The organism is Actinomadura citrea (genome assembly GCF_013409045.1).
Taxonomy (GTDB): domain Bacteria; phylum Actinomycetota; class Actinomycetes; order Streptosporangiales; family Streptosporangiaceae; genus Spirillospora; species Spirillospora citrea.
Genome location: NZ_JACCBT010000001.1, coordinates 6382728 through 6401267, shown reverse-complemented (window position 1 = coordinate 6401267; position 18540 = coordinate 6382728). Strand labels below are relative to the sequence as shown.

Here is an 18540-nt window from a genome sequence, read left to right as displayed (position 1 = left end):
TCGTGTCCGGGGCTGAACCGTTCCAGGGGGCACGGCGTCGCGCGGCCCGCTCGGTAGCCTCGGGGCATGCCGACCCATGAGCGCGAGATCACCGAGCCCGTCGACCTGTGCACGCCGGACGGGCGCCTCGATCCGCGGGCGGTCGGCTGGACGCGGCGCCCGCTGCACCGGGCGAACCTGCGCGGCTGGGGACGGGCCAAGCGCTGGGAGTACTGGGGCATCGTCACGCCCCGGCACGTCATCGGGCTGGTCGCCTCGTCGCTCGACTACGCTGCGGTGCACGGCGTGTACGTGCTGGACCGCGACACCGGCGAGGAGACCTCCCGGGACGGCGTGGTCCCCTTCGCGCGCGGTGCGGTGTTCCCCGACCGCAGCGGATCCGGAGAGGCGTCGGTGCGCGGGGCGGGGGTCGCGGTCGGCGTCCGGCAGGGGCCGTCCGGCTCGCGGGTGCGCGCGCTGGTCCCCGGGCTGGTGGACCTGGACGTCCGGGTCCCGCTGCCGGACGGCCACGAGTCGCTCGGCGTGGTGGTCCCCTGGAGCGCCCGGCGCTTCCAGTACACGGTCAAGGACGTCGGGCGTCCCGTGCACGGGCGGCTGCGGCTCCCGTCAGGCGACCACGAGATCGGGGACGGCGCGTTCGCCGTCCTCGACCACGGGCGCGGCAAGTGGCCGTACCGGATGACGTGGAACTGGGCGGCGGCGAGCGGCCCCGGCCTGGCCCTGCAACTCGGCGGCAAGTGGACCGACGGCACCGGCATGACCGAGAACGCGCTGTTCGCCGGCGGCCGGCTGCACAAGATCGGCGAGGAGCTCGACTGGTCCTACGACCGCGGCGACTGGCTGCGCCCCTGGACGATCCGCGGGCCGCGCGTCGAGGCCGAGTTCCGGCCGTTCCACGAGAAGGTCGCGCGGACGGAGCTCGGCGTCGTCGGCACGGAGACCCACCAGTGCTTCGGTCATTTCAGCGGTCGCGCCCAGGCCGACGACGGCACGTGGCTCGACTTCGACGGCCTCACCGGCTGGGCGGAGGAGTCCCGCCAACGCTGGTGAGCCGTCGCCGCGGGCGTCGTGCTCGAATCTGCCGATCGTGTCGTAGACGAACACGTTGGCCGCTCGCGTCTTTTTTGAGATCAGGGACTGGTGTGATGCGAAGAGATCGACCGCTCGGGGAGTGCCAGGAGATGTCACGCTGATAGGGGACCCTGTGAGGCTCACCGCAATCTCACTGCTCGCATCCGCCCTCCTCTTAGGAGGGGCGGCTCCGGCCGCGGCCCAGCACCAGGCACCGGATTCGTCCGCCGTCGTCCGCACCGATCTGGGGGTGGTGCGAGGCCAGGTGCAAGAAGGCCGCCGTCTGTTCCAGGGCATTCCGTTCGCCGCACCGCCGACCGGAGACCTGCGCTTCAGGCCACCACAACCGGCGCGGCCGTGGCAGGGCGTTCGTGACGCCACCGCCCCGCGCGGCCAGTGCGCGCAACTCCCCGCGCCCTACGGCGGGGAGACGAGCTACGAGGAAGACTGCCTCTATCTGAACGTCACCACACCGGACCGCCCGCAACGCCGGCATGGATCGCCCGTCATGGTGTGGGTGCACGGCGGCGGTAACACGACCGGCACCGCGAGCATCTACAACGCGGCGAAGCTGGCCGAGGACGGCGGCGTCGTGGTCGTCACGATCAACTACCGTCTCGGCGCGTTCGGCTGGCTCGCGCACCCGGCCCTGGAGTCCGGCGCCGACCGGCGCTACCAGACGGGCAACTACGGCCTGCTCGACCAGCAGGCGGCTCTGCGCTGGGTCCAGCGCAACGCCGGGGCCTTCGGCGGGGACCCCGGGAACGTCACGCTGTTCGGCGAGTCGGCGGGTTCGTGGAACTCCTGCGCCAACCTCGTCTCACCTACCGCCGCGGGGCTGTTCCACAAGGTCATCGCGCAGAGCTACTCGTGCACCGCACCCGCGCGCACGGAGGCCTCGGCGGAGGCCGAAGGGGTGACGATCGCCCAGGCACTCGGGTGCGACAAGGACTCGGCCTCGGCCAACGCGGCGTGCCTGCGCGCGACGCCCGTCAAGACGCTGCTGGAGACCTTCGAGGCCAAGGCCACGGACGCGGGTCCGGTGGCGGGCGGCGACCAGGTCCTGCCGCTGCAGCCCGAGCAGGCGATCACTCGGGGCCGCTTCAACCGGGTGCCGGTGATGCACGGCAACACGCTCGACGAGATGCGCCTGTTCGTCTCCCTCTCCTACCCGCACCCCATCACCGCCGCGGAGTACGAGGACATCGTCCGCTCCGCCTACGGCGCCGACGCCGGCAAGGTACTGGCCCAGTACCCGGCGGCGGACTACCCGGATCCCAGGATCGCGTTGGCGACGCTCCAGACGGACTCCAACGAAGTCCTGTCGGCCTGCGTGCACCAGAACGCGTTCCGCTCGCTCAAGCGTGCGGGCGTCCCGGTGTACGCGTACCAGTTCGCCGACCGGTCCGCTCCGCCCCTGCTCGACGTCCCCGGCTTCGAGGAGGGCGCCGAGCACGCCAGCGAGCTGACGTTCCTGTTCCCGGGGCTGATCGGCACCCTGACCCCGGCGCAGCAGCGGCTCTCCGACGCCATGGTGGGCTACTGGACGTCCTTCGCCCGCGACGGCAGGCCCCAGGCGCGGCAGGCGCCGGCCTGGCCGCGCTTCCGCTCGTCGGACGACGTCCTGTCCCTGGCCCCTGACTCCATCCACCGCACCGACACCGCCACGACCGCCGGCTGCTCGTTCTGGAACTCCCTCTGACAGGACGCGCCGACCGCCCCCCGGCCGCCCCGTGCGCGCCGGGGAGCGCCATGTCGGAAGATGACCAAGGGGCGCGCCCGCTGACGGCAGGAACTCATGATCCGCGACGGGTGTGATCGGCCCTCTTGCACGGGCCGGATTCCGGGCGCATCGTGGACCCATCGCACGAAGATCGTTTCGGACGCCCCCCACAGGGAGGAAGACGCAGATGCGCCTTCGCAGGGCAGTCGTCGGCGTCGGGCTCGCCATCGCGGCGGTCTGCGGCATGAGCGTGCCCGCCCATGCCGCCGACTGGAAGGCCTACGCCCGCTACACCACCAAGTCCAAGTGCATCGACGCCGGCCAGCAGTACGTGCGTGAGGGCTTCAACGCCTACAAGTGCACGAGCGACCTCAGCTACCCGCCGTGGGTCCTCTGGCTCAGGTAGACAACGCACCACGAGGACGGGTGCGGCCGGAACCCTCCGGCCGCACCCGTCCTTTTCGTCGGGCCGGGGGCGAGGGACGGGGAGCAAGTAGCTTGATGTCGAGATAAAATGAAGATAGCTTGACGTCGAGAGAAAAGCGGCGGAAGTTAGGCGGCCCTGATTCCCGGTCAGGAGTCCGACTAAGGCAGGATCAAGGGAGACGAAGCTCCCGTCCCGCCGCGCGCCGTCCCGCGTCGGCCTCGGGGACGGGCCTTATTGAAGATCAACCCAGCGCCGCGCGCTCATGTCCCGGACCGGACGCGCGGTGGCGACGGAGGAGGAGTCCGTGTCCGCGAACAGCTTCGGCAGTCTCGACAAGCTGCAGGTCGGCGACAGGTCGTACGACATCTACCGGCTGGACTCCGTCGAGGGCTCGGCCCGTCTCCCGTACAGCCTCAAGGTGCTGCTGGAGAACCTGCTGCGCACCGAGGACGGTGCGAACGTCACCGCCGACCACATCCGCGCGCTCGCGCAGTGGGACGCGAAGGCCAAGCCCAGCAAGGAGATCCAGTTCACCCCCGCGCGGGTGATCATGCAGGACTTCACCGGCGTGCCGTGCGTGGTGGACCTGGCCACGATGCGCGAGGCGGTGCGCGACCTCGGCGGCGACCCGACCAGGATCAACCCGCTGGCGCCGGCCGAGATGGTGATCGACCACTCGGTGATCGTCGACTACTTCGGCTCGCCGGACGCCTTCGAGCGCAACGTGCAGCGCGAGTACGAGCGCAACAAGGAGCGCTACCAGTTCCTGCGCTGGGGGCAGACGGCGTTCGACGAGTTCAAGGTCGTCCCGCCCGGCACCGGCATCGTCCACCAGGTGAACATCGAGCACCTGGCCCGCGTCGTGTTCGACCGGGGCGGGGTCGCCTACCCCGACACCTGCGTCGGCACCGACTCGCACACGACGATGGAGAACGGCATCGGCGTGCTCGGCTGGGGCGTCGGCGGCATCGAGGCGGAGGCCGCCATGCTCGGCCAGCCGATCTCGATGCTCATCCCGCGCGTCGTCGGCTTCAAGCTGACCGGCGAGATGCCCGCCGGGACGACCGCGACCGACCTCGTGCTCACCATCACCGAGATGCTGCGCGAGCACGGCGTCGTCGGCAAGTTCGTGGAGTTCTACGGCGAGGGCGTGCACGCGCTCCCGCTGGCGAACCGCGCCACGATCGGCAACATGAGCCCCGAGTTCGGCTCCACCTGCGCGATCTTCCCGATCGACGACGAGACGCTGAAGTACCTGCGGCTCACCGGCCGGGACGAGGAGCAGATCGCGCTCGTCGAGGCCTACGCCAAGGCGCAGGGCCTGTGGCTCGACCCGTCGGTGGAGCCGGAGTTCTCCGAGTACATGGAGCTGGACCTCGCGACGGTCGTCCCGTCGCTGGCCGGCCCGAAGCGCCCGCAGGACCGCATCTCCCTGTCCGAGGCCAAGCAGACCTGGCGGCGGGACGTGCAGAACTACACCGAGAGCATCCAGGGCGCGGCCGACGAGGCGTCCAGCGAGTCGTTCCCGGCCTCGGACTCCCCGGCGATCGGCCACGACTCGAACGGCGACAAGCCGCGGCAGCACGGCTCCAACGGTTCCGGGCGCCCGCACAACCTCGTCCCGGTCACCCTGGAGGACGGGACGTCCTTCGAGCTCGACCACGGGCACGTCGCCGTCGCGGCCATCACCTCCTGCACCAACACCTCCAACCCGTACGTGATGATCGGGGCGGCGCTGCTGGCGAAGAACGCGGTGGAGAAGGGCCTGACCCGCAAGCCGTGGGTGAAGACCTCCCTCGCGCCCGGGTCCCAGGTCGTCACCGACTACCTGGAGCGCGCCGGCCTCACCCCGTACCTGGACAAGATCGGCTTCAACCTGGTCGGGTACGGCTGCACCACCTGCATCGGCAACACCGGCCCGCTGCAGCCGGAGATCTCCAAGGCGGTCAACGACCACGACCTCGCGGTCACCGCGGTGCTGTCGGGCAACCGCAACTTCGAGGGCCGCATCAGCCCCGACGTGAAGATGAACTACCTGGCCTCGCCGCCGCTGGTCATCGCCTACGCGCTCGCCGGGACGATGGACATCGACATCCTCAACGACCCGATCGCCGAGGGTGCTGACGGCCCGGTCCGCCTGGCCGACATCTGGCCCGCGCCGGAGGAGGTCGCCGCGATCGTCGAGTCGTCCATCGGGCAGGAGATGTTCACCCAGAGCTACGCCGACGTCTTCAAGGGCGACGACCGCTGGCGGGGCCTCGACATCCCGACCGGTCACCTGTTCGAGTGGGACGCCTCGTCCACCTACGTCCGCAAGGCGCCGTACTTCGACGGCATGGGCGCCGAGCCGGAGCCGGTCGCCGACATCCACGGCGCCCGCGTCCTGGCCAAGCTGGGCGACTCGGTCACCACCGACCACATCTCCCCGGCCGGGTCCATCAAGGCCGGCACGCCCGCCGCGCAGTACCTGGAGGACAACGGCGTCGCGGTCAAGGACTTCAACTCCTACGGCTCGCGCCGCGGCAACCACGAGGTCATGATCCGCGGGACGTTCGCCAACATCCGGCTGCGCAACCAGCTCCTGGACGGCGTGGAGGGCGGCTACACCCGCGACTTCACCCGGCAGGACGCGCCGCAGGCGTTCATCTACGACGCCGCGCAGAACTACGCGGCGCAGGACACCCCGCTCGTGGTCATCGCGGGCAAGGAGTACGGCTCCGGCTCGTCGCGCGACTGGGCGGCCAAGGGCACCGCGCTGCTCGGCGTCCGCGCCGTCATCGCCCAGTCCTACGAGCGCATCCACCGCTCGAACCTGATCGGCCTCGGCGTCCTGCCGCTGCAGTTCAAGGACGGGGAGTCGGCGGAGTCCCTCGGCCTCACCGGCACCGAGACGTTCGACATCACCGGCGTCACCGCGCTCAACGAGGGCGGGATCCCGGAGGAGGTCACCGTCAGGGCCGACGGCAAGGAGTTCGCCGCCGTCGTCCGCATCGACACCCCCGGCGAGGCGGACTACTACCGCAACGGCGGCATCCTCCAGTACGTCCTGCGGAACCTGCTCCGCAAGTAGTCCGCACGCCGAAACGGGCCGCCTCCCCGACGCGGGAGGCGGCCCGTTCCCGTGCGGTCAGCGGCCGGTGGGCAGGGTCAGGCCGCCGTTGCACTCGACGACGTTGCCGGTGATGAACCCGTTCGTCGCGGTCATCAGGATCGCCTGCGCCACGTCCTCGGGGCGCCCGACGCGCCCGACCGGCAGGGCGGCGGCGTGCTCGGCGAACATGGCGGCGCGCTGCTCGGCGGGCATGCCGTCCCACCACGGGGTCTCGATGACGCCCGGGGACACGGCGTTCACGCGCAGCGGGGCCAGCTCGGCGGCCAGGGGCGGCACCATCGCCTCCAGTGCGCCGTTGATCGCCGCGAGCCCGGCGGTGCCGGGCAGCGCGGCCCGCGCCGACGAGGCGGTGACGAACGTGACCGAGCCGCCCGCCGCCAGCCGGGGGAGCGCGGCCTGGACGAGCCGCAGGTGCAACCAGAACTTGGCCTCGAAGCCGGCGCGCAGGTCGGCCAGGTCGAGGGTGGCGACGGGGCCCGCGCCCGCTCCGCCGCTCAGCGCGAGGACGAGGTGGTCGTAGACCGTGTCCTCGGCGAAGAACGCGGCGACCTCCTCCGCGGAGGCCGCGTCCAGGCGGCGTGCGGTGAGGCCGTCCGCGGCGGCCTTGGCCAGGCGCCCGGCGTCGCGTCCGGTGACGACGGCGTCGGCCCCCCGGCGGGCGAAGAGCCGTGCGGTGGCCGCGCCGATCCCGGAGGTGCCGCCGCAGACCAGGACCCGCTCCCCGTTCAGCGTCATGATGTGCCGTCCTTCATTGTCGAGACTTTCTGTCTCGACAATGATTGCCGAGACCGGCGGTTCCGTCAAACGGTATGCTCGGGCCCATGACCGGTGAGACCCGCCGACCGCACACGGGGCGGCGCCGCAACGAGGCCGCGCGCCGGGCCATCCTGGACGTCGCCGTCGAGCTGCTCGGCGGCACCGGCGACACGCCCGTGACGATCGACACGATCGCGGCGGCGGCCGGCGTCGGGAAGCAGACGATCTACCGCTGGTGGCCGTCCAAGGGCGCCGTGCTGCTGGAGGCGGTGGCCGAGCGCGCCGGCGCGGACATCCCCGTCCCGGACACCGGCTCGCTGCTCGGCGATCTCGGGGGGTTCCTCCGCGCCACGTTCCGGGCCGTCGGGCACGAGCGCACCGTGTCGGTCCTGCGGCACGCGATGGCCGAGGCGCAGCGCGACCCGCACGCCGGCGAGCACATGCGCGCCTTCATCGCCGGACGGCGCGCGGTGCTGCGCGGGCTGCTGGAGCGTGCGCGCGACCGCGGCGAGGTCTCTCCGGGGACCGATCTCGACCTCGTCGTCGACCAGGCCTACGGGGTGCTCTGGTACCGCATCCTCGTGGGGCATGCGCCGCTCTCCGCGACCGAGGCGGATGCGCTCGCCCGCGCCCTCACCGCCCAGGTCCGCGGCTAGCACGGCCGGCACGGGGTAGTGGTCCCTGGAACCTCGTGCCGTGATCGACGAGAAGGATGCCATGCACAAGATCGGTGACCTGGACGTCTTCCCGCTCTGCCTGGGCGGCAACGTCTTCGGCTGGACCGCGGACAGGGAGCGCTCGTTCCAGATCCTGGACGCCTACGCCGGGGCTGGCGGCAACTTCCTCGACACCGCCGACTCCTACTCGGCGTGGGTGGAGGGCAACCGCGGCGGCGAGTCCGAGTCGATCATCGGGGAGTGGGCGGAGGCGCGCGGCAACCGCGACGACCTCGTGATCGCGACCAAGGGCGGCCGCCACCCCGAGCACCCGGGGCTCGCCGCGGCGACGATGAGGGCGGCCGTGGACGACTCGCTGCGCCGGCTGCGCACCGACCGCATCGACCTGTACTTCACCCACTTCGACGACCCGTCGGTGCCCGTCGAGGAGATCATGACGACGCTGGACGGGCTGGTCGCCGCCGGCAAGGTCCGGCAGATCGGGGTGTCGAACATCGAGCTGGACCGGCTCCAGGCGTCCCTGGAGTTCGGCGAGCGGGAGGGGAGGGCCCGCTACGTGGCGATCCAGCCGGAGTACAACCTCGTCTCCCGCGGCTCCTACGAGGGCCCGCGACGCGACTTGGCCGAGAAGTACGGGCTGGCCGCCGTCCCGTACTACGGCCTCGCGTCCGGCTTCCTCACCGGGAAGTACCGTCCCGGGTCCACGGTGGACAGCGCGCGCGCCGGGGGCGCGGCGCGGCACCTGGAGACCGAACGCGGACGCGCCGTCCTGGCGGCGCTCGACATCGTCGCCGAGGAGCAGGACGTCCCGGTCGCGACCGTCGCGCTCGCCTGGCTCGCCGCCCAGCCGACCGTCGCCGCGCCCATCGCCAGCGCCCGGACCCTGGAGCAGCTCCCGCCGCTCGTGGAGGCCGCCCGCACGACCCTGACCCCCGACCAGCTCACCCGCCTGACCGAAGCCTCCGCCTGACCGCCTCCGGCGGCCTCAGAACTCCGTGAGGACCTGTGGGTCGAACCGGACGGTGATGGTGGTGTCCGCCTCCACCTTCGCCTCGACGACGCTCCCCGCGCCCACCGTTTGGACCCGCCGGTAGGCGGCGGCTGCCATGTCAAGAGCGAAGATCTGGACGCTGGGACTGGGCACGAACTCGGCAAGCCAGTACTGAGGGATGCCGAGGGCCGCGTACTCCTTGAGCTTGCGCACGCGATCGGTGCGTTCACTGCCGCTGCCCGGGAAGACGACCTCGACGGCGAGCAGGACCTCGATGCCTGGAATCACGATCGGGTTGCGGTCAATGATCGAGGCGCGGGCCACGCTCTTCGGTACTGCGAAGATGTCGGGCTTGCGTATGCCCCCCCGGTGTGCTGATTTCCCATTCGCCTCCACCGGCGATGAGGACCGAGGCATTCGCGTCCGCCGCCGCCTCTTGAAGGATCTCCTGGATTTGCCTGGCAGCCCAATTGTGAGGTGCGCTCGGCGACAACTCGATCAGCCACCCGTCTTCGAGTTCCAGGCCGCGGCCTTCGTCCTCTCGGGCATGCAGGTCCTCCGCCGTGTACGGGCCGAACCCGCCATGGTCGTGCGCGACGCTCACGTTTTCGCTCCCGATGGTGGCGTGCCGAATCCATGCAGGGACACCGATACCCCGCCCGACTGCCGTGACTAAGCGTAGCGCCGCCCTAGCGTTCGGTTGGCATTGTTGGAAGAGGTGACGCGGTGTCTCCGGTACGTCCGGTATTGCTTCCGTAACCTGATCTGATGCGCCCCACCAAGGCCGACCTGGAGGCCGCCCGCGACCGCGTCATCCCCGACATCCTGCCCGAGGTCCCCGGGACGCTCCGCGTCCTGTTCTGCGGCATCAACCCGGGCCTGTACTCGGGGGCGACCGGCCGCCACTTCGCCCGCCCCGGCAACCGCTTCTGGCCCGCGCTGCACCTGTCCGGCTTCACAGACCGCCGGCTGCACCCGTCCGAGCAGGACCTCCTGCCCGGGTACGGCCTCGGCATCACCAACCTGGCGCCGCGCACCACCGCCCGCGCCGACGAGCTGACCGACGCCGAGCTCCGCGAGGGCGGGCGCCGCCTGGCCGCCCTCGTCGAACGCCACCGCCCGGCCTACCTGGCCGTCGCCGGCGTCACCGCCTACCGCACGGCCTTCGGCCGCCCCAAGACGCAGATCGGCCCGCAGGACGAGCACTTCGGCCCCGCCCGCCTGTGGGTCCTCCCCAACCCGAGCGGCCTCAACGCGAGCTGGCCCCTCGACCGCATCGCCGCCGAGTTCACCCGCCTCCGCGAAGCCGCCGAAGCCCTCAGAACTCAGTGAGCAAGCGGTCGTCCTACGCTCAGTTGGCGTTGTTGAGGGCGGCGACGGCGAACATCGTGTCCACCTCTTTGAGGAGGGTGGGGGTGGGCTGCCACAGGTCGGTGCGGCCCAGGGCGACGATGGGGCGGGGGAGGGCCCGGATGCCGGACAGGCGCCAGTGGTGGGAGGCGGAGTCGGCCCAGGGGCCGCAGTCGCAGGCGGCGCCGCGGACGGCGGCGGAGCAGACGTCGTCGAGTTCGGCGACCGCGATGACGGCGCCGATCGTGGCGAGCGGGTCGCGGGGGTCCCAGCCGGCCGCCTGGACCAGCGGGGAGTCGCACGCCTTCAGGTCGACGCGCATCGAGGCGTGGATGAGGAGCGGACCGCGGTAGGCGGTCGGAAAGCTCTGGTTCGCCACGCTCTTGCCACCACGCGCGATCGCGAACGCCCAAGGCTGCTGAACACTCATCGCCTGCACGCGGTCACCTCCGTTGTCCGCCCGGTCCGTCCGCCCCCGGGATCGCCGGGACGCCGGCGGTGGACGCCGGGTGTCGCGCGACGATGCCCGAGAGGCTAGGCGCATCCCGCAGGAATTGCCAACGTACGAGGCGAAAGGGTCGTTGTCCGTCATGGGTTGTTAGCACCGATGAGGTGCTTGATCACCCATGTGACGCGTGAGGCCGATATGCGGTTGACGTACCCGTGGAAATCTCAGCCCTTCAGCGCGCCCGCCATGAGGCCGCGCATGAAGAACCGTCCGAGGAGCAGGTAGACCAGGAGGGTCGGCAGGGACGCGAGGAGCGCCTCGGCCATCTGCTGGTTGTACTGGACGGCCACGGCCCCCGAACCGGCCGTGTTGTTCAGCATCACCGTGACCGGCCAGCTGTCGGGGGCGCCGAGGAACACCGCGAAGAGGAAGTCGTTCCACATCGAGGTGAACTGCCAGATCAGCGTCACCGCGAACGCCGGCGCCGACACGGGGAGGACGACCGACCAGTAGGTGCGGAGCATCCCGGCGCCGTCGACGCGGGCCGCCTCGATCAGCTCGCCCGGGATCGTCACGTAGTAGTTCCGGAAGATCAGCGTGCAGATCGGGATGCCGTACACGACGTGCGCGAGGACGAGGCCGCGGATCGTGCCCACCAGCTCCATGTCGGTGAGCAGGCCGGCCAGCGGGATCATCACCGCCTGGTACGGGATGAACATGCCGAACAGGAACAGCGTGAAGACCACGTCCGCACCCGGGAACCGCCACTTGGACAGCACGTAGCCGTTCAGCGAGCCGAGCACCGCCGAGATCAGCGACCCCGAGACGGCGATCTTGACGCTGTTCTCCAGGCCGGGCCGCAGCGCGTCCCACGCGGAGCTCCAGCCGGACATGCTCCACTGGCCCGGCAGGTTCCACGCGGTGCTCGGGTCCGCCTCGTCCAGCGGCTTGAAGCTCGTGACCACCAGCACGTACACGGGGATCAGGAAGAGCAGGACGAACGCCAGCAGGACGGCGAGCCGCACGGCGCGCCAGACGCCGGACGACCTCCCCGGCTCCGCCGCCGCGCCGCCTCCGCCACCGCGCAGCCCGCCCGCCAGCCGGCGCCACATCGGCGCCGGGGATGCCTCCACGCGCGTCATCGCGTCCGCTCCGAACGTACCGACCAGACCAGATAGGGGATCACCAGCACGGCCACCGCGACCAGCAGGTAGGTGGCGATCGTGGCGCCGTTCGCCGGGTCGTGCCGGTCGAAGATCTCGACGTAGGCGGCCACGGCCGGCACATAGGTGATGATCTGCTTGCCCGCGATCGCCATGATCAGGTCGAACACCTTCAGCGAGATGTGCCCGAGAATGATCAGCGCGGACAGCGTCACCGGGCGGAGCTGGGGGAACACCACGTACCGGTACACCTTCCACTCGGACGCGCCGTCCACCCGCGCCGCCTCCCGCAGCTCTTCGGGGACGCCGCGGAACCCGGCGAGGTACAGCGCCATGACGTACCCGGACATCTGCCAGATCGCGGGCAGCGCCATGGCCGCCATGCCCCAGTCCGGGTCCTGCCACCAGCTGTTCGCCAGCGCACCGAGATGCAGCTTGTCGAACAGCTGGTTGAGGCCGACCGCGCGCTCCGGCGGCGCCGGGTTCATCAGCCAGCGCCACACGACGCCGCTGGCGATGAACGACACCGCCATCGGGAACAGGTAGATGACGCGGAAGGACGCCTCGCCCCTGATGCCCTTGTCCATCAGGAAGGCCAGGAACGCGCCGAGGACCAGGGCGCCGACGACGAACACCGCCGTGAACAGCAGCGCGTGCTTCACCGCGCCGGGCCAGCTGGGCTGGTCCCACAGGTCGACGAAGTTCCTGCCCTTGTCGAACCCGTACTCGGTGACCTCGTCGTGCTTGCCGCTCACCGCGACCCGCGTGTTCCAGAAGATGAGCCCGTAGACGAACAGGCCGATCGCGACGATGGACGGCGAGACCAGCAGCAGCCCGGGCAGCCACCTGCGGCTACGGGCCCACCTGGAACCGGAGGACCTCACTGGCCGCTGTTCTTGGCCGCGCTCACCAGCCCCTGCTGCAGCTTCGCGACGTCCTTGTTCTGCAGGAAGAGGCCCACCGCCGTGTCGATGTCGGTGTGCTGCTTCTTACTGGCGTTGACGCCGTGCCAGAACGAGCCCGCCAGCTTGATGTCGGGCTTGTTCCACTGCTCGAACGCGTACTGGAGGTAGCCCTTGTAGAGGCTCTTGTCGGCGTCCTTGCGGGCGGGGACGGACCCCTTCTTCGGGTTGAACAGGTCCTGCCCCTCCTTGCTGGACACCTCCTTCAGCCATGCGAGGGCCCCGCCGCGGTGGGGTGCGCCCTTGGGCAGCGTGAAGCTGTCCGACAGCCACATGTAGGTGCCGTCGGTGCCGGGGGAGGGCGCGTACTTGAAGTCGGTGTCGAGCTTCTTGCCGAGGCCGTTGGGCGCGCTGCCGACGAAGTACCCGTACGCCCAGTCGCCCATGATGTTGAACGCGGCCTTGCCGTCCACCACGGCCTTCGCGGCGCCCTGCCAGTCGGTGGACGCGGCCTCCAGCGTCGTGTACTTCATGATCTCGGCGTAGTCGGTCAGCGCCTTGGTGACGGCCGGGCTGCTCCAGTCGGCGCCCGGCTTCCACAGCGCGTTGTAGGCGTCGGTGCCGAGGTCGCCCAGCAGGACGTTCTCCAGCAGGTGGTCGGCCGTCCACTGCGCGCCGAGCGACAGCGGGACCTTCTTCGTCTTGTCCTTGACGGCCTTCAGCGCGGTGATGAAGTCGGCGATCGTCGCGGGCGGCGCGGAGATCCCGGCGTCCTTGAGGATGCCCGGGTTGTACCAGAGCACGTTCGACCGGTGGATGTTCACCGGCACCGAGTAGATCTTGCCCTTGTAGCTGATCTGGTCGAGGAGCTGCTGGGGGTAGACCGACTTCAGGTTGTTGTCGCCGTAGAAGGAGTCCAGCGGCTCGATCTGCCCGGCCTTGATGTAGTCGAGCAGTTCGGCGCCCGCGTGGCCCTGGAAGGAGTCCGGCGGCTTGCGGTTCTGCAGCCGGCTCGCCAGGACGGCCTGGGCCTGGGTGCCGGACCCGCCGGCGATGGCCGCGTTGACGAACTTGGTACCGGAGTTCTTCTTCTCGAAGTCGGCCTGCATCGCGGCGAGCCCGTCCGCCTCACCCGGACCGGTCCACCAGGAGAAGACCTCGACCTGGGATGTGTCGTTGGAGCCCTTGTCGTCGCTGCCGCCGCAGGCCGACACGGCGAGGGCGGCCGTCATCGTCACGGTCGCGACCGCCGTCCAGCGGCGCCGGGGAGCACGTACTCGCATCGTCCGTCCCTTCGGTTACACCGAAAAACAAGCGTCTGCTTGGACGGACGGACGGTCAACACCGGACGCCGAATAGTGATCTTTCGGTGATGCGCGCCACACGCCCCCGATCCGCTCCCCGGTGGGCGCGGATCGGGACGCGGCGGTCCGCGGCTACCAGCCGAGGGCGGGCGGCAGGCCGGAACGCCCCGCGTCCGGCCAGTCGAGCGGCGAGCCGAGCGGTGCCAGTTCGGCCAGCTGGAGCCGGTACCAGGGGGAGGACTCGGGCTTGCCGGTCAGCTCCAGGCAGCGCTCCCACGTCCACCACTCGGCCCGCTCGACCTCCTCGGGATTCGGGTGGACGGCCCTGTCCGGGGGGACGACGGCGCGCACGACCGGGCAGCGCTCGTGCTCGACCGTCCCGTCCTCGGCCACGGCCCGGTAGTGGAACCGGGGCAGGACGGTGGTGAGTGTTGCGTCCTGGATGTCCAGCTCGTCCCGCAATCGCCGGAGCACGGCGTCGCGGAGCTTCTCGCCGGGGCCCGGATGGCCGCAGCAGCTGCCCGTCCAGACGCCGGGGAAGGTTCGCTTGCCGAGGGCGCGCTGAGTGATCAGAACACGACCCTCCGTGTCCGTGACATAGCAGGAGAAGGCCAGGTGGTACGGCGTGTCTCTATGGTGGCTGGCGCTCTTGGGAGCGGTTCCGACGGCCTCGTCGTCCGCGTTGAGCAGCACGATCTCTTCGACGCCCATGCTCTTTTCCTACCTCATCCCTCGCACCGGGGTCAGTCTTTTCACACCCCCCGGGCGGGTGGTCTGCGGCGCGTCGCGGGCGAACCGGGATTAAACTCGGAACGGCCCGAGCCAGGGGAGACCGAATCCCCGACGGAGGAGTTGAAACGAGTGAGCTTGCTGGAGTCGATCACAGGTCCCGACGACCTCAAGCGACTGGACGCCGCTCAGCTGTCTCGGCTCGCGGAGGAGATCCGCGAGTTCCTCGTCCAGGCGGTCTCCAGGACCGGCGGGCACCTGGGGCCCAACCTGGGAGCCGTCGAGCTGACGATCGCGCTGCACCGCGTCTTCGACTCGCCGCACGACAAGATCCTCTTCGACACCGGCCACCAGGCCTACGTGCACAAGATGCTCACCGGTCGGCACGACTTCGAGCTGCTGCGCAAGCGCGGCGGCCTGTCGGGCTACCCGAGCCGCGCCGAGTCCGAGCACGACATCATCGAGAACTCGCACGCCTCGACCGCCCTGTCCTACGCCGACGGGTTCGCCAAGGCGTTCCAGCTGCGCGGCGAGGACGACCGCGCCGTCGTCGCGGTCGTCGGTGACGGCGCGCTGACCGGCGGCATGTGCTGGGAGGCGCTGAACAACATCGCCGCCGGCGTCGACCGCCCCGTCATCATCGTCGTCAACGACAACGGCCGGTCCTACTCGCCGACGATCGGCGGCCTCGCCTCGCACCTGGCCGACCTCCGCGTCACCCAGGGCTACGAGAACGCGCTCGACCTGATCAAGAAGACGGTGCCGCGGGCGCCCGTGGTCGGCAACGTCGCCTACGAGGCGCTGCACGGCATCAAGAAGGGCCTCAAGGACGTCCTGCAGCCGCAGGCCATGTTCGAGGACCTCGGCATGAAGTACGTCGGCCCGATCGACGGCCACGACGAGGACGCCGTCGAGCGGGCGCTGCGCCGCGCCCGCGGGTTCGGCCGCCCGGTGATCGTGCACTGCATCACCACCAAGGGGCGCGGCTACGCCCCCGCCGAGAACGACACCGAGGACTGCATGCACGGCGGCGGCGCGTTCGACCCCGCCACCGGCAAGTTCGTCACCGGCAAGGGCGGACCCGCCTGGACGAAGGTCTTCGGCGAGGAGATGGTGGCGATCGGGCGGGAGCGCCGCGACGTCGTCGGCATCACCGCCGCGATGCTCTACCCGGTCGGGCTCGCGCCGTTCGCCGAGGCGTTCCCCGACCGCATCTTCGACGTGGGCATCGCCGAGCAGCACGCCGTCACCTCCGCCACCGGGCTCGCGATGGGCGGGCTGCACCCGGTCGTGGCCGTGTACGCCACGTTCCTCAACCGCGCCTTCGACCAGGTCCTGATGGACACGGCGCTGCACCGCCAGCCCGTCACCTTCGCCCTGGACCGCTCCGGCGTGACCGGTGACGACGGCGCCAGCCACAACGGCATGTGGGACATGTCGATCCTGCAGCTCGTCCCGGGCATGCGCATCGCCGTCCCGCGCGACGGTGCCCGGCTCCGCGAGCTGCTGCGCGAGTGCGTGGCGGTCTCCGACGGCCCGACCGCGATCCGCTACCCCAAGGGCCCCGCCGCCGCCGACATCGAGGCGGTCGGCAAGGCCGGCGGCATGGACGTGCTGGCCCGCCACGACGGCTCCAACGGCACCCGCGTCCTCATGGTCGCGGCCGGTTCGATGGCGGCGCCCGCGGTCGAGGCGGCGGAGCTGATCGCCGCGCAGGGCATCGGCGTCACCGTCGTCGACCCCCGGTGGGTGAAGCCGCTCGACCCGGCGCTGCTCGACCTCGCCGGCGAGCACACCCTCGTCGCCGTCGCCGAGGACAACGGCCGCACCGGCGCCGTCGGCGACGCCGTGGCCCGGCTGCTGCGCGACGCCGGCGTCGACGTGCCCCTGCGCACCTTCGGCATCCCGCAGGAGTTCCTCGACCACGCGTCCCGGAGCCAGATCCTCACCGACATCGGGCTCACGCCGCAGGCCCTGGCGCGCGACGTGACCGAGTCGGTGGCCCGCATCACGGCCGACGCCGACGAGCCCGCCGCCTCGGAGGAGCGTTCCTAGGCGCCTTCCGCGGACAGCAGCCGCCACGCGTGGGTGATGGACGCGGCGGACGTGCCGAGCTCGCGTCCCGAGTACGTCCATCGCCCGCGCAGGCACCAGGGGCGCCCCGCGCCGTCCTGGACGTAGACCTGGAGCGGGAAGCAGGCGTCGTGCGCGCGGATGACGCCCGCGGGGTCGACCGAGGGCGCGAGCCGGGGCGCGCCCTCGCACCGCACGCCCATGACGGACGTCCGCGGATCCTGGCGCAGGAGACCCAGCGTCAGGTCGTACACGAGTACGGAGACGTAGTCGGGTCCTAGCCACCTGAGGTCGGGGACCGTCTCGGGTGGGGGGAACCCGTACAGTTCAGGACCGCCGGTCACACGCGCACCGTAGCGTCCAGGTCACCTTTCCGTCACTAGTTTCCCGGCGGGGAGTTCGAGGGGATCACCCGGGACCCCGGCAGGCGGACCGCATCGCCTCCCAGCGGGCGAGCTTGACGCGCTCCCCGCGGTCGAGGCTGCGGGCGAGGGCGATCTCGGCGGCGTCCAGGTTCAGCCAGTCGTCGTAGGTGACGACGGGCAGCTCGCGCGACTCCAGCAGCTCCTCGATGGTGCGCTCGGGCGCCGTCTTGGCGTCCGCGAGGTCCTCCAGCAGGTTGCGGACGGTCTCGGCGGCGTCGGACTTGTTGGTCCCGACGACGCCGGACGGCCCGCGCTTGATCCAGCCGGCGACGTACTCGCGGGGCACGAAGGCGCCGTCCGGGCCGACGACGCGGCCGCCCTCGTTCGGGACGACGAAGGAGCGCTCGTCGAACGGGACGCCCTCCAGCGGGACGCTCTGGTAGCCGACGGACCGCAGGACCAGGCCGACCGGCAGCGTCTCGAACTCGCCGGTTCCGGTGACGCGGCCCGACTCGTCCAGCCGGGTCCTCTCCAGCCTGAGGCCCTCGACCCGGTCGGCCCCGAGGATCTCGACGGGGGCACGCCAGAACCGCACGTCGATGTGGCGGGCGCGGTCGGCGGCGGGATCGCCCGTCCAGGCGCTCAGCGCCTTGATGTTGCCGCGGACGTGCCGGTCGCTCTCGGCCAGCTCGGCGCTCGCCGGGTCGAGCTCCATGTCCCGGGGGCTGACGTGGATGCTCGCGCTGGGCAGCTCGCCCAGCTCGCGCGCCTCCTTGGTGGTGAACTTCGCCTGCGCCGGCCCGCGTCGCCCGATCATGTGGATGCGCCGGACCCGGCTGCGCGACAGCGCCTCGATCACCTGCTCGGGGACGTCGGTGGCGCGCAGCTCGGCGGCCGTCTTGGCGAGGATCCGCACGACGTCGACGGCGACGTTCCCGACGCCGACCACCGCGGCCTCCTCGACCGACAGGTCGAACTCGTGGTCGGCGGCGTCGGGGTGCCCGCAGTACCAGTTGACGAAGTCGGTGGCGGCGATGCTGCCGGGCAGGTCCTCGCCGGGGATCCGCATGTGCCGGTCGACCATCGCGCCGGTCGAGTAGACGACGGCGTCGTAGCACTCCAGCAGGTCGCCGCGGGTCACGTCGCGGCCGAGCTCGACGCACCCGAAGAACCGGACCGCCGGGTTCTCCAGCACCCGCTGCAGGTACCGGGCGATCGACTTGATCGAGGTGTGGTCGGGCGCGACGCCGTAGCGCACCAGCCCGTACGGCGTCGGGAGCCGGTCGAAGACGTCCACCCGCACGTCGTCGCCGGCCTGCTTCACCAGGGCCTCGGCGGCGTAGATCCCCGCCGGGCCCGACCCGATCACCGCGACGCGCGCTGGAGGTGCCATGCGCGCCATTGTGCACACCCGTCGGTCGAAAGGACACCGTGAGTCCCATCACGGCG

The 18540-nt window shown here is 71.0% G+C and carries 18 protein-coding genes; 8 read left to right on the top strand and 10 right to left on the bottom strand.

Annotation, left to right across the window (positions count from 1 at the left end; translation table 11 throughout):
• Nucleotides 1-66: 66 nt before the first annotated feature.
• From BJ999_RS29420 to BJ999_RS29405, 4 genes are all read left to right on the top strand, one after another.
• Nucleotides 67-1050, top strand: coding sequence for a DUF2804 domain-containing protein (locus BJ999_RS29420; RefSeq protein ID WP_179836270.1), 984 nt, complete (start codon nt 67-69; stop codon nt 1048-1050).
• Between the two features lie 121 nt (nt 1051-1171).
• Nucleotides 1172-2773 carry a carboxylesterase/lipase family protein gene (locus BJ999_RS29415; protein ID WP_308427227.1) on the top strand — a complete coding sequence of 534 codons (1602 nt, stop codon included), beginning with the start codon at nt 1172-1174 and terminating at the stop codon, nt 2771-2773.
• A 208-nt stretch (nt 2774-2981) separates the two neighbouring features.
• Nucleotides 2982-3200, top strand: coding sequence for a hypothetical protein (locus tag BJ999_RS29410; protein WP_179836268.1), 219 nt, complete (start codon nt 2982-2984; stop codon nt 3198-3200).
• A 325-nt stretch (nt 3201-3525) separates the two neighbouring features.
• The gene (locus tag BJ999_RS29405; protein ID WP_276530290.1) at nt 3526-6291 is read left to right on the top strand and encodes an aconitate hydratase; all 2766 of its coding nucleotides are present in this window, start codon (nt 3526-3528) and stop codon (nt 6289-6291) included.
• A gap of 57 nt (nt 6292-6348) precedes the next feature.
• Here the strand turns inward: BJ999_RS29405 and BJ999_RS29400 are convergent, their stop codons facing one another.
• Entirely contained in the window at nt 6349-7068 is a 720-nt protein-coding gene (locus BJ999_RS29400) for an SDR family oxidoreductase (RefSeq protein WP_218935288.1), read from the bottom strand.
• 86 nt (nt 7069-7154) lie between these two features.
• Here BJ999_RS29400 and BJ999_RS29395 point away from each other — a divergent pair, with 86 nt between their 5' ends.
• Together BJ999_RS29395 and BJ999_RS29390 are read left to right on the top strand one after the other, a co-directional pair.
• Entirely contained in the window at nt 7155-7745 is a 591-nt protein-coding gene (locus BJ999_RS29395; RefSeq protein WP_179836266.1) for a TetR/AcrR family transcriptional regulator, read from the top strand.
• Between the two features lie 40 nt (nt 7746-7785).
• On the top strand, nt 7786-8736 hold the full coding sequence (locus BJ999_RS29390; RefSeq protein ID WP_229810113.1) for an aldo/keto reductase: 951 nt from the start codon (nt 7786-7788) through the stop codon (nt 8734-8736).
• 15 nt (nt 8737-8751) lie between these two features.
• Here the strand turns inward: BJ999_RS29390 and BJ999_RS29385 are convergent, their stop codons facing one another.
• Together BJ999_RS29385 and BJ999_RS29380 are read right to left on the bottom strand one after the other, a co-directional pair.
• Nucleotides 8752-9081, bottom strand: coding sequence for a Uma2 family endonuclease (locus BJ999_RS29385; RefSeq protein ID WP_229810112.1), 330 nt, complete (start codon nt 9079-9081; stop codon nt 8752-8754).
• Nucleotides 9059-9361 (bottom strand): hypothetical protein, encoded by a 303-nt coding sequence (locus BJ999_RS29380; RefSeq protein ID WP_179831328.1) that lies wholly within the window; start codon nt 9359-9361, stop codon nt 9059-9061. Before BJ999_RS29380 ends, BJ999_RS29385 begins: the two co-directional genes overlap by 23 nt.
• 164 nt (nt 9362-9525) lie before the next feature.
• Between BJ999_RS29380 and mug the strand changes: the two genes are divergently transcribed.
• Nucleotides 9526-10089, top strand: a complete 564-nt coding sequence (mug, locus tag BJ999_RS29375) for a G/U mismatch-specific DNA glycosylase (RefSeq protein ID WP_179836264.1) — start codon at nt 9526-9528, stop codon at nt 10087-10089.
• Between the two features lie 19 nt (nt 10090-10108).
• Here the strand turns inward: mug and BJ999_RS29370 are convergent, their stop codons facing one another.
• The 5 genes from BJ999_RS29370 to idi all read right to left on the bottom strand — a co-directional run bounded on the left by BJ999_RS29370 (nt 10109) and on the right by idi (nt 14635).
• Entirely contained in the window at nt 10109-10537 is a 429-nt protein-coding gene (locus BJ999_RS29370; protein WP_218936171.1) for an ASCH domain-containing protein, read from the bottom strand.
• 242 nt (nt 10538-10779) lie between these two features.
• Nucleotides 10780-11697 (bottom strand): carbohydrate ABC transporter permease, encoded by a 918-nt coding sequence (locus BJ999_RS29365; protein ID WP_229810111.1) that lies wholly within the window; start codon nt 11695-11697, stop codon nt 10780-10782.
• On the bottom strand, nt 11694-12602 hold the full coding sequence (locus tag BJ999_RS29360) for a carbohydrate ABC transporter permease (protein ID WP_229810110.1): 909 nt from the start codon (nt 12600-12602) through the stop codon (nt 11694-11696). Before BJ999_RS29360 ends, BJ999_RS29365 begins: the two co-directional genes overlap by 4 nt.
• A complete protein-coding gene (locus BJ999_RS29355) occupies nt 12599-13903 on the bottom strand; it encodes an ABC transporter substrate-binding protein (protein WP_179836262.1) in 1305 nt (434 codons plus the stop codon). The genes BJ999_RS29360 and BJ999_RS29355 overlap by 4 nt, the downstream gene beginning before the upstream one ends.
• Before the next feature lie 153 nt (nt 13904-14056).
• A complete protein-coding gene (idi, locus tag BJ999_RS29350) occupies nt 14057-14635 on the bottom strand; it encodes an isopentenyl-diphosphate Delta-isomerase (protein ID WP_179836261.1) in 579 nt (192 codons plus the stop codon).
• Nucleotides 14636-14785: 150 nt separating this feature from the next.
• Here idi and dxs point away from each other — a divergent pair, with 150 nt between their 5' ends.
• A complete protein-coding gene (gene dxs, locus BJ999_RS29345; protein WP_179836260.1) occupies nt 14786-16708 on the top strand; it encodes a 1-deoxy-D-xylulose-5-phosphate synthase in 1923 nt (640 codons plus the stop codon).
• Here dxs and BJ999_RS29340 read toward each other — a convergent pair.
• Together BJ999_RS29340 and BJ999_RS29335 are read right to left on the bottom strand one after the other, a co-directional pair.
• Nucleotides 16705-17070, bottom strand: a complete 366-nt coding sequence (locus BJ999_RS29340) for a hypothetical protein (RefSeq protein ID WP_179836259.1) — start codon at nt 17068-17070, stop codon at nt 16705-16707. The two genes, dxs and BJ999_RS29340, sit on opposite strands and share 4 nt — an antisense overlap.
• Before the next feature lie 64 nt (nt 17071-17134).
• On the bottom strand, nt 17135-18484 hold the full coding sequence (locus tag BJ999_RS29335) for an FAD-dependent oxidoreductase (protein WP_179836258.1): 1350 nt from the start codon (nt 18482-18484) through the stop codon (nt 17135-17137).
• Nucleotides 18485-18540 lie beyond the last annotated feature (56 nt).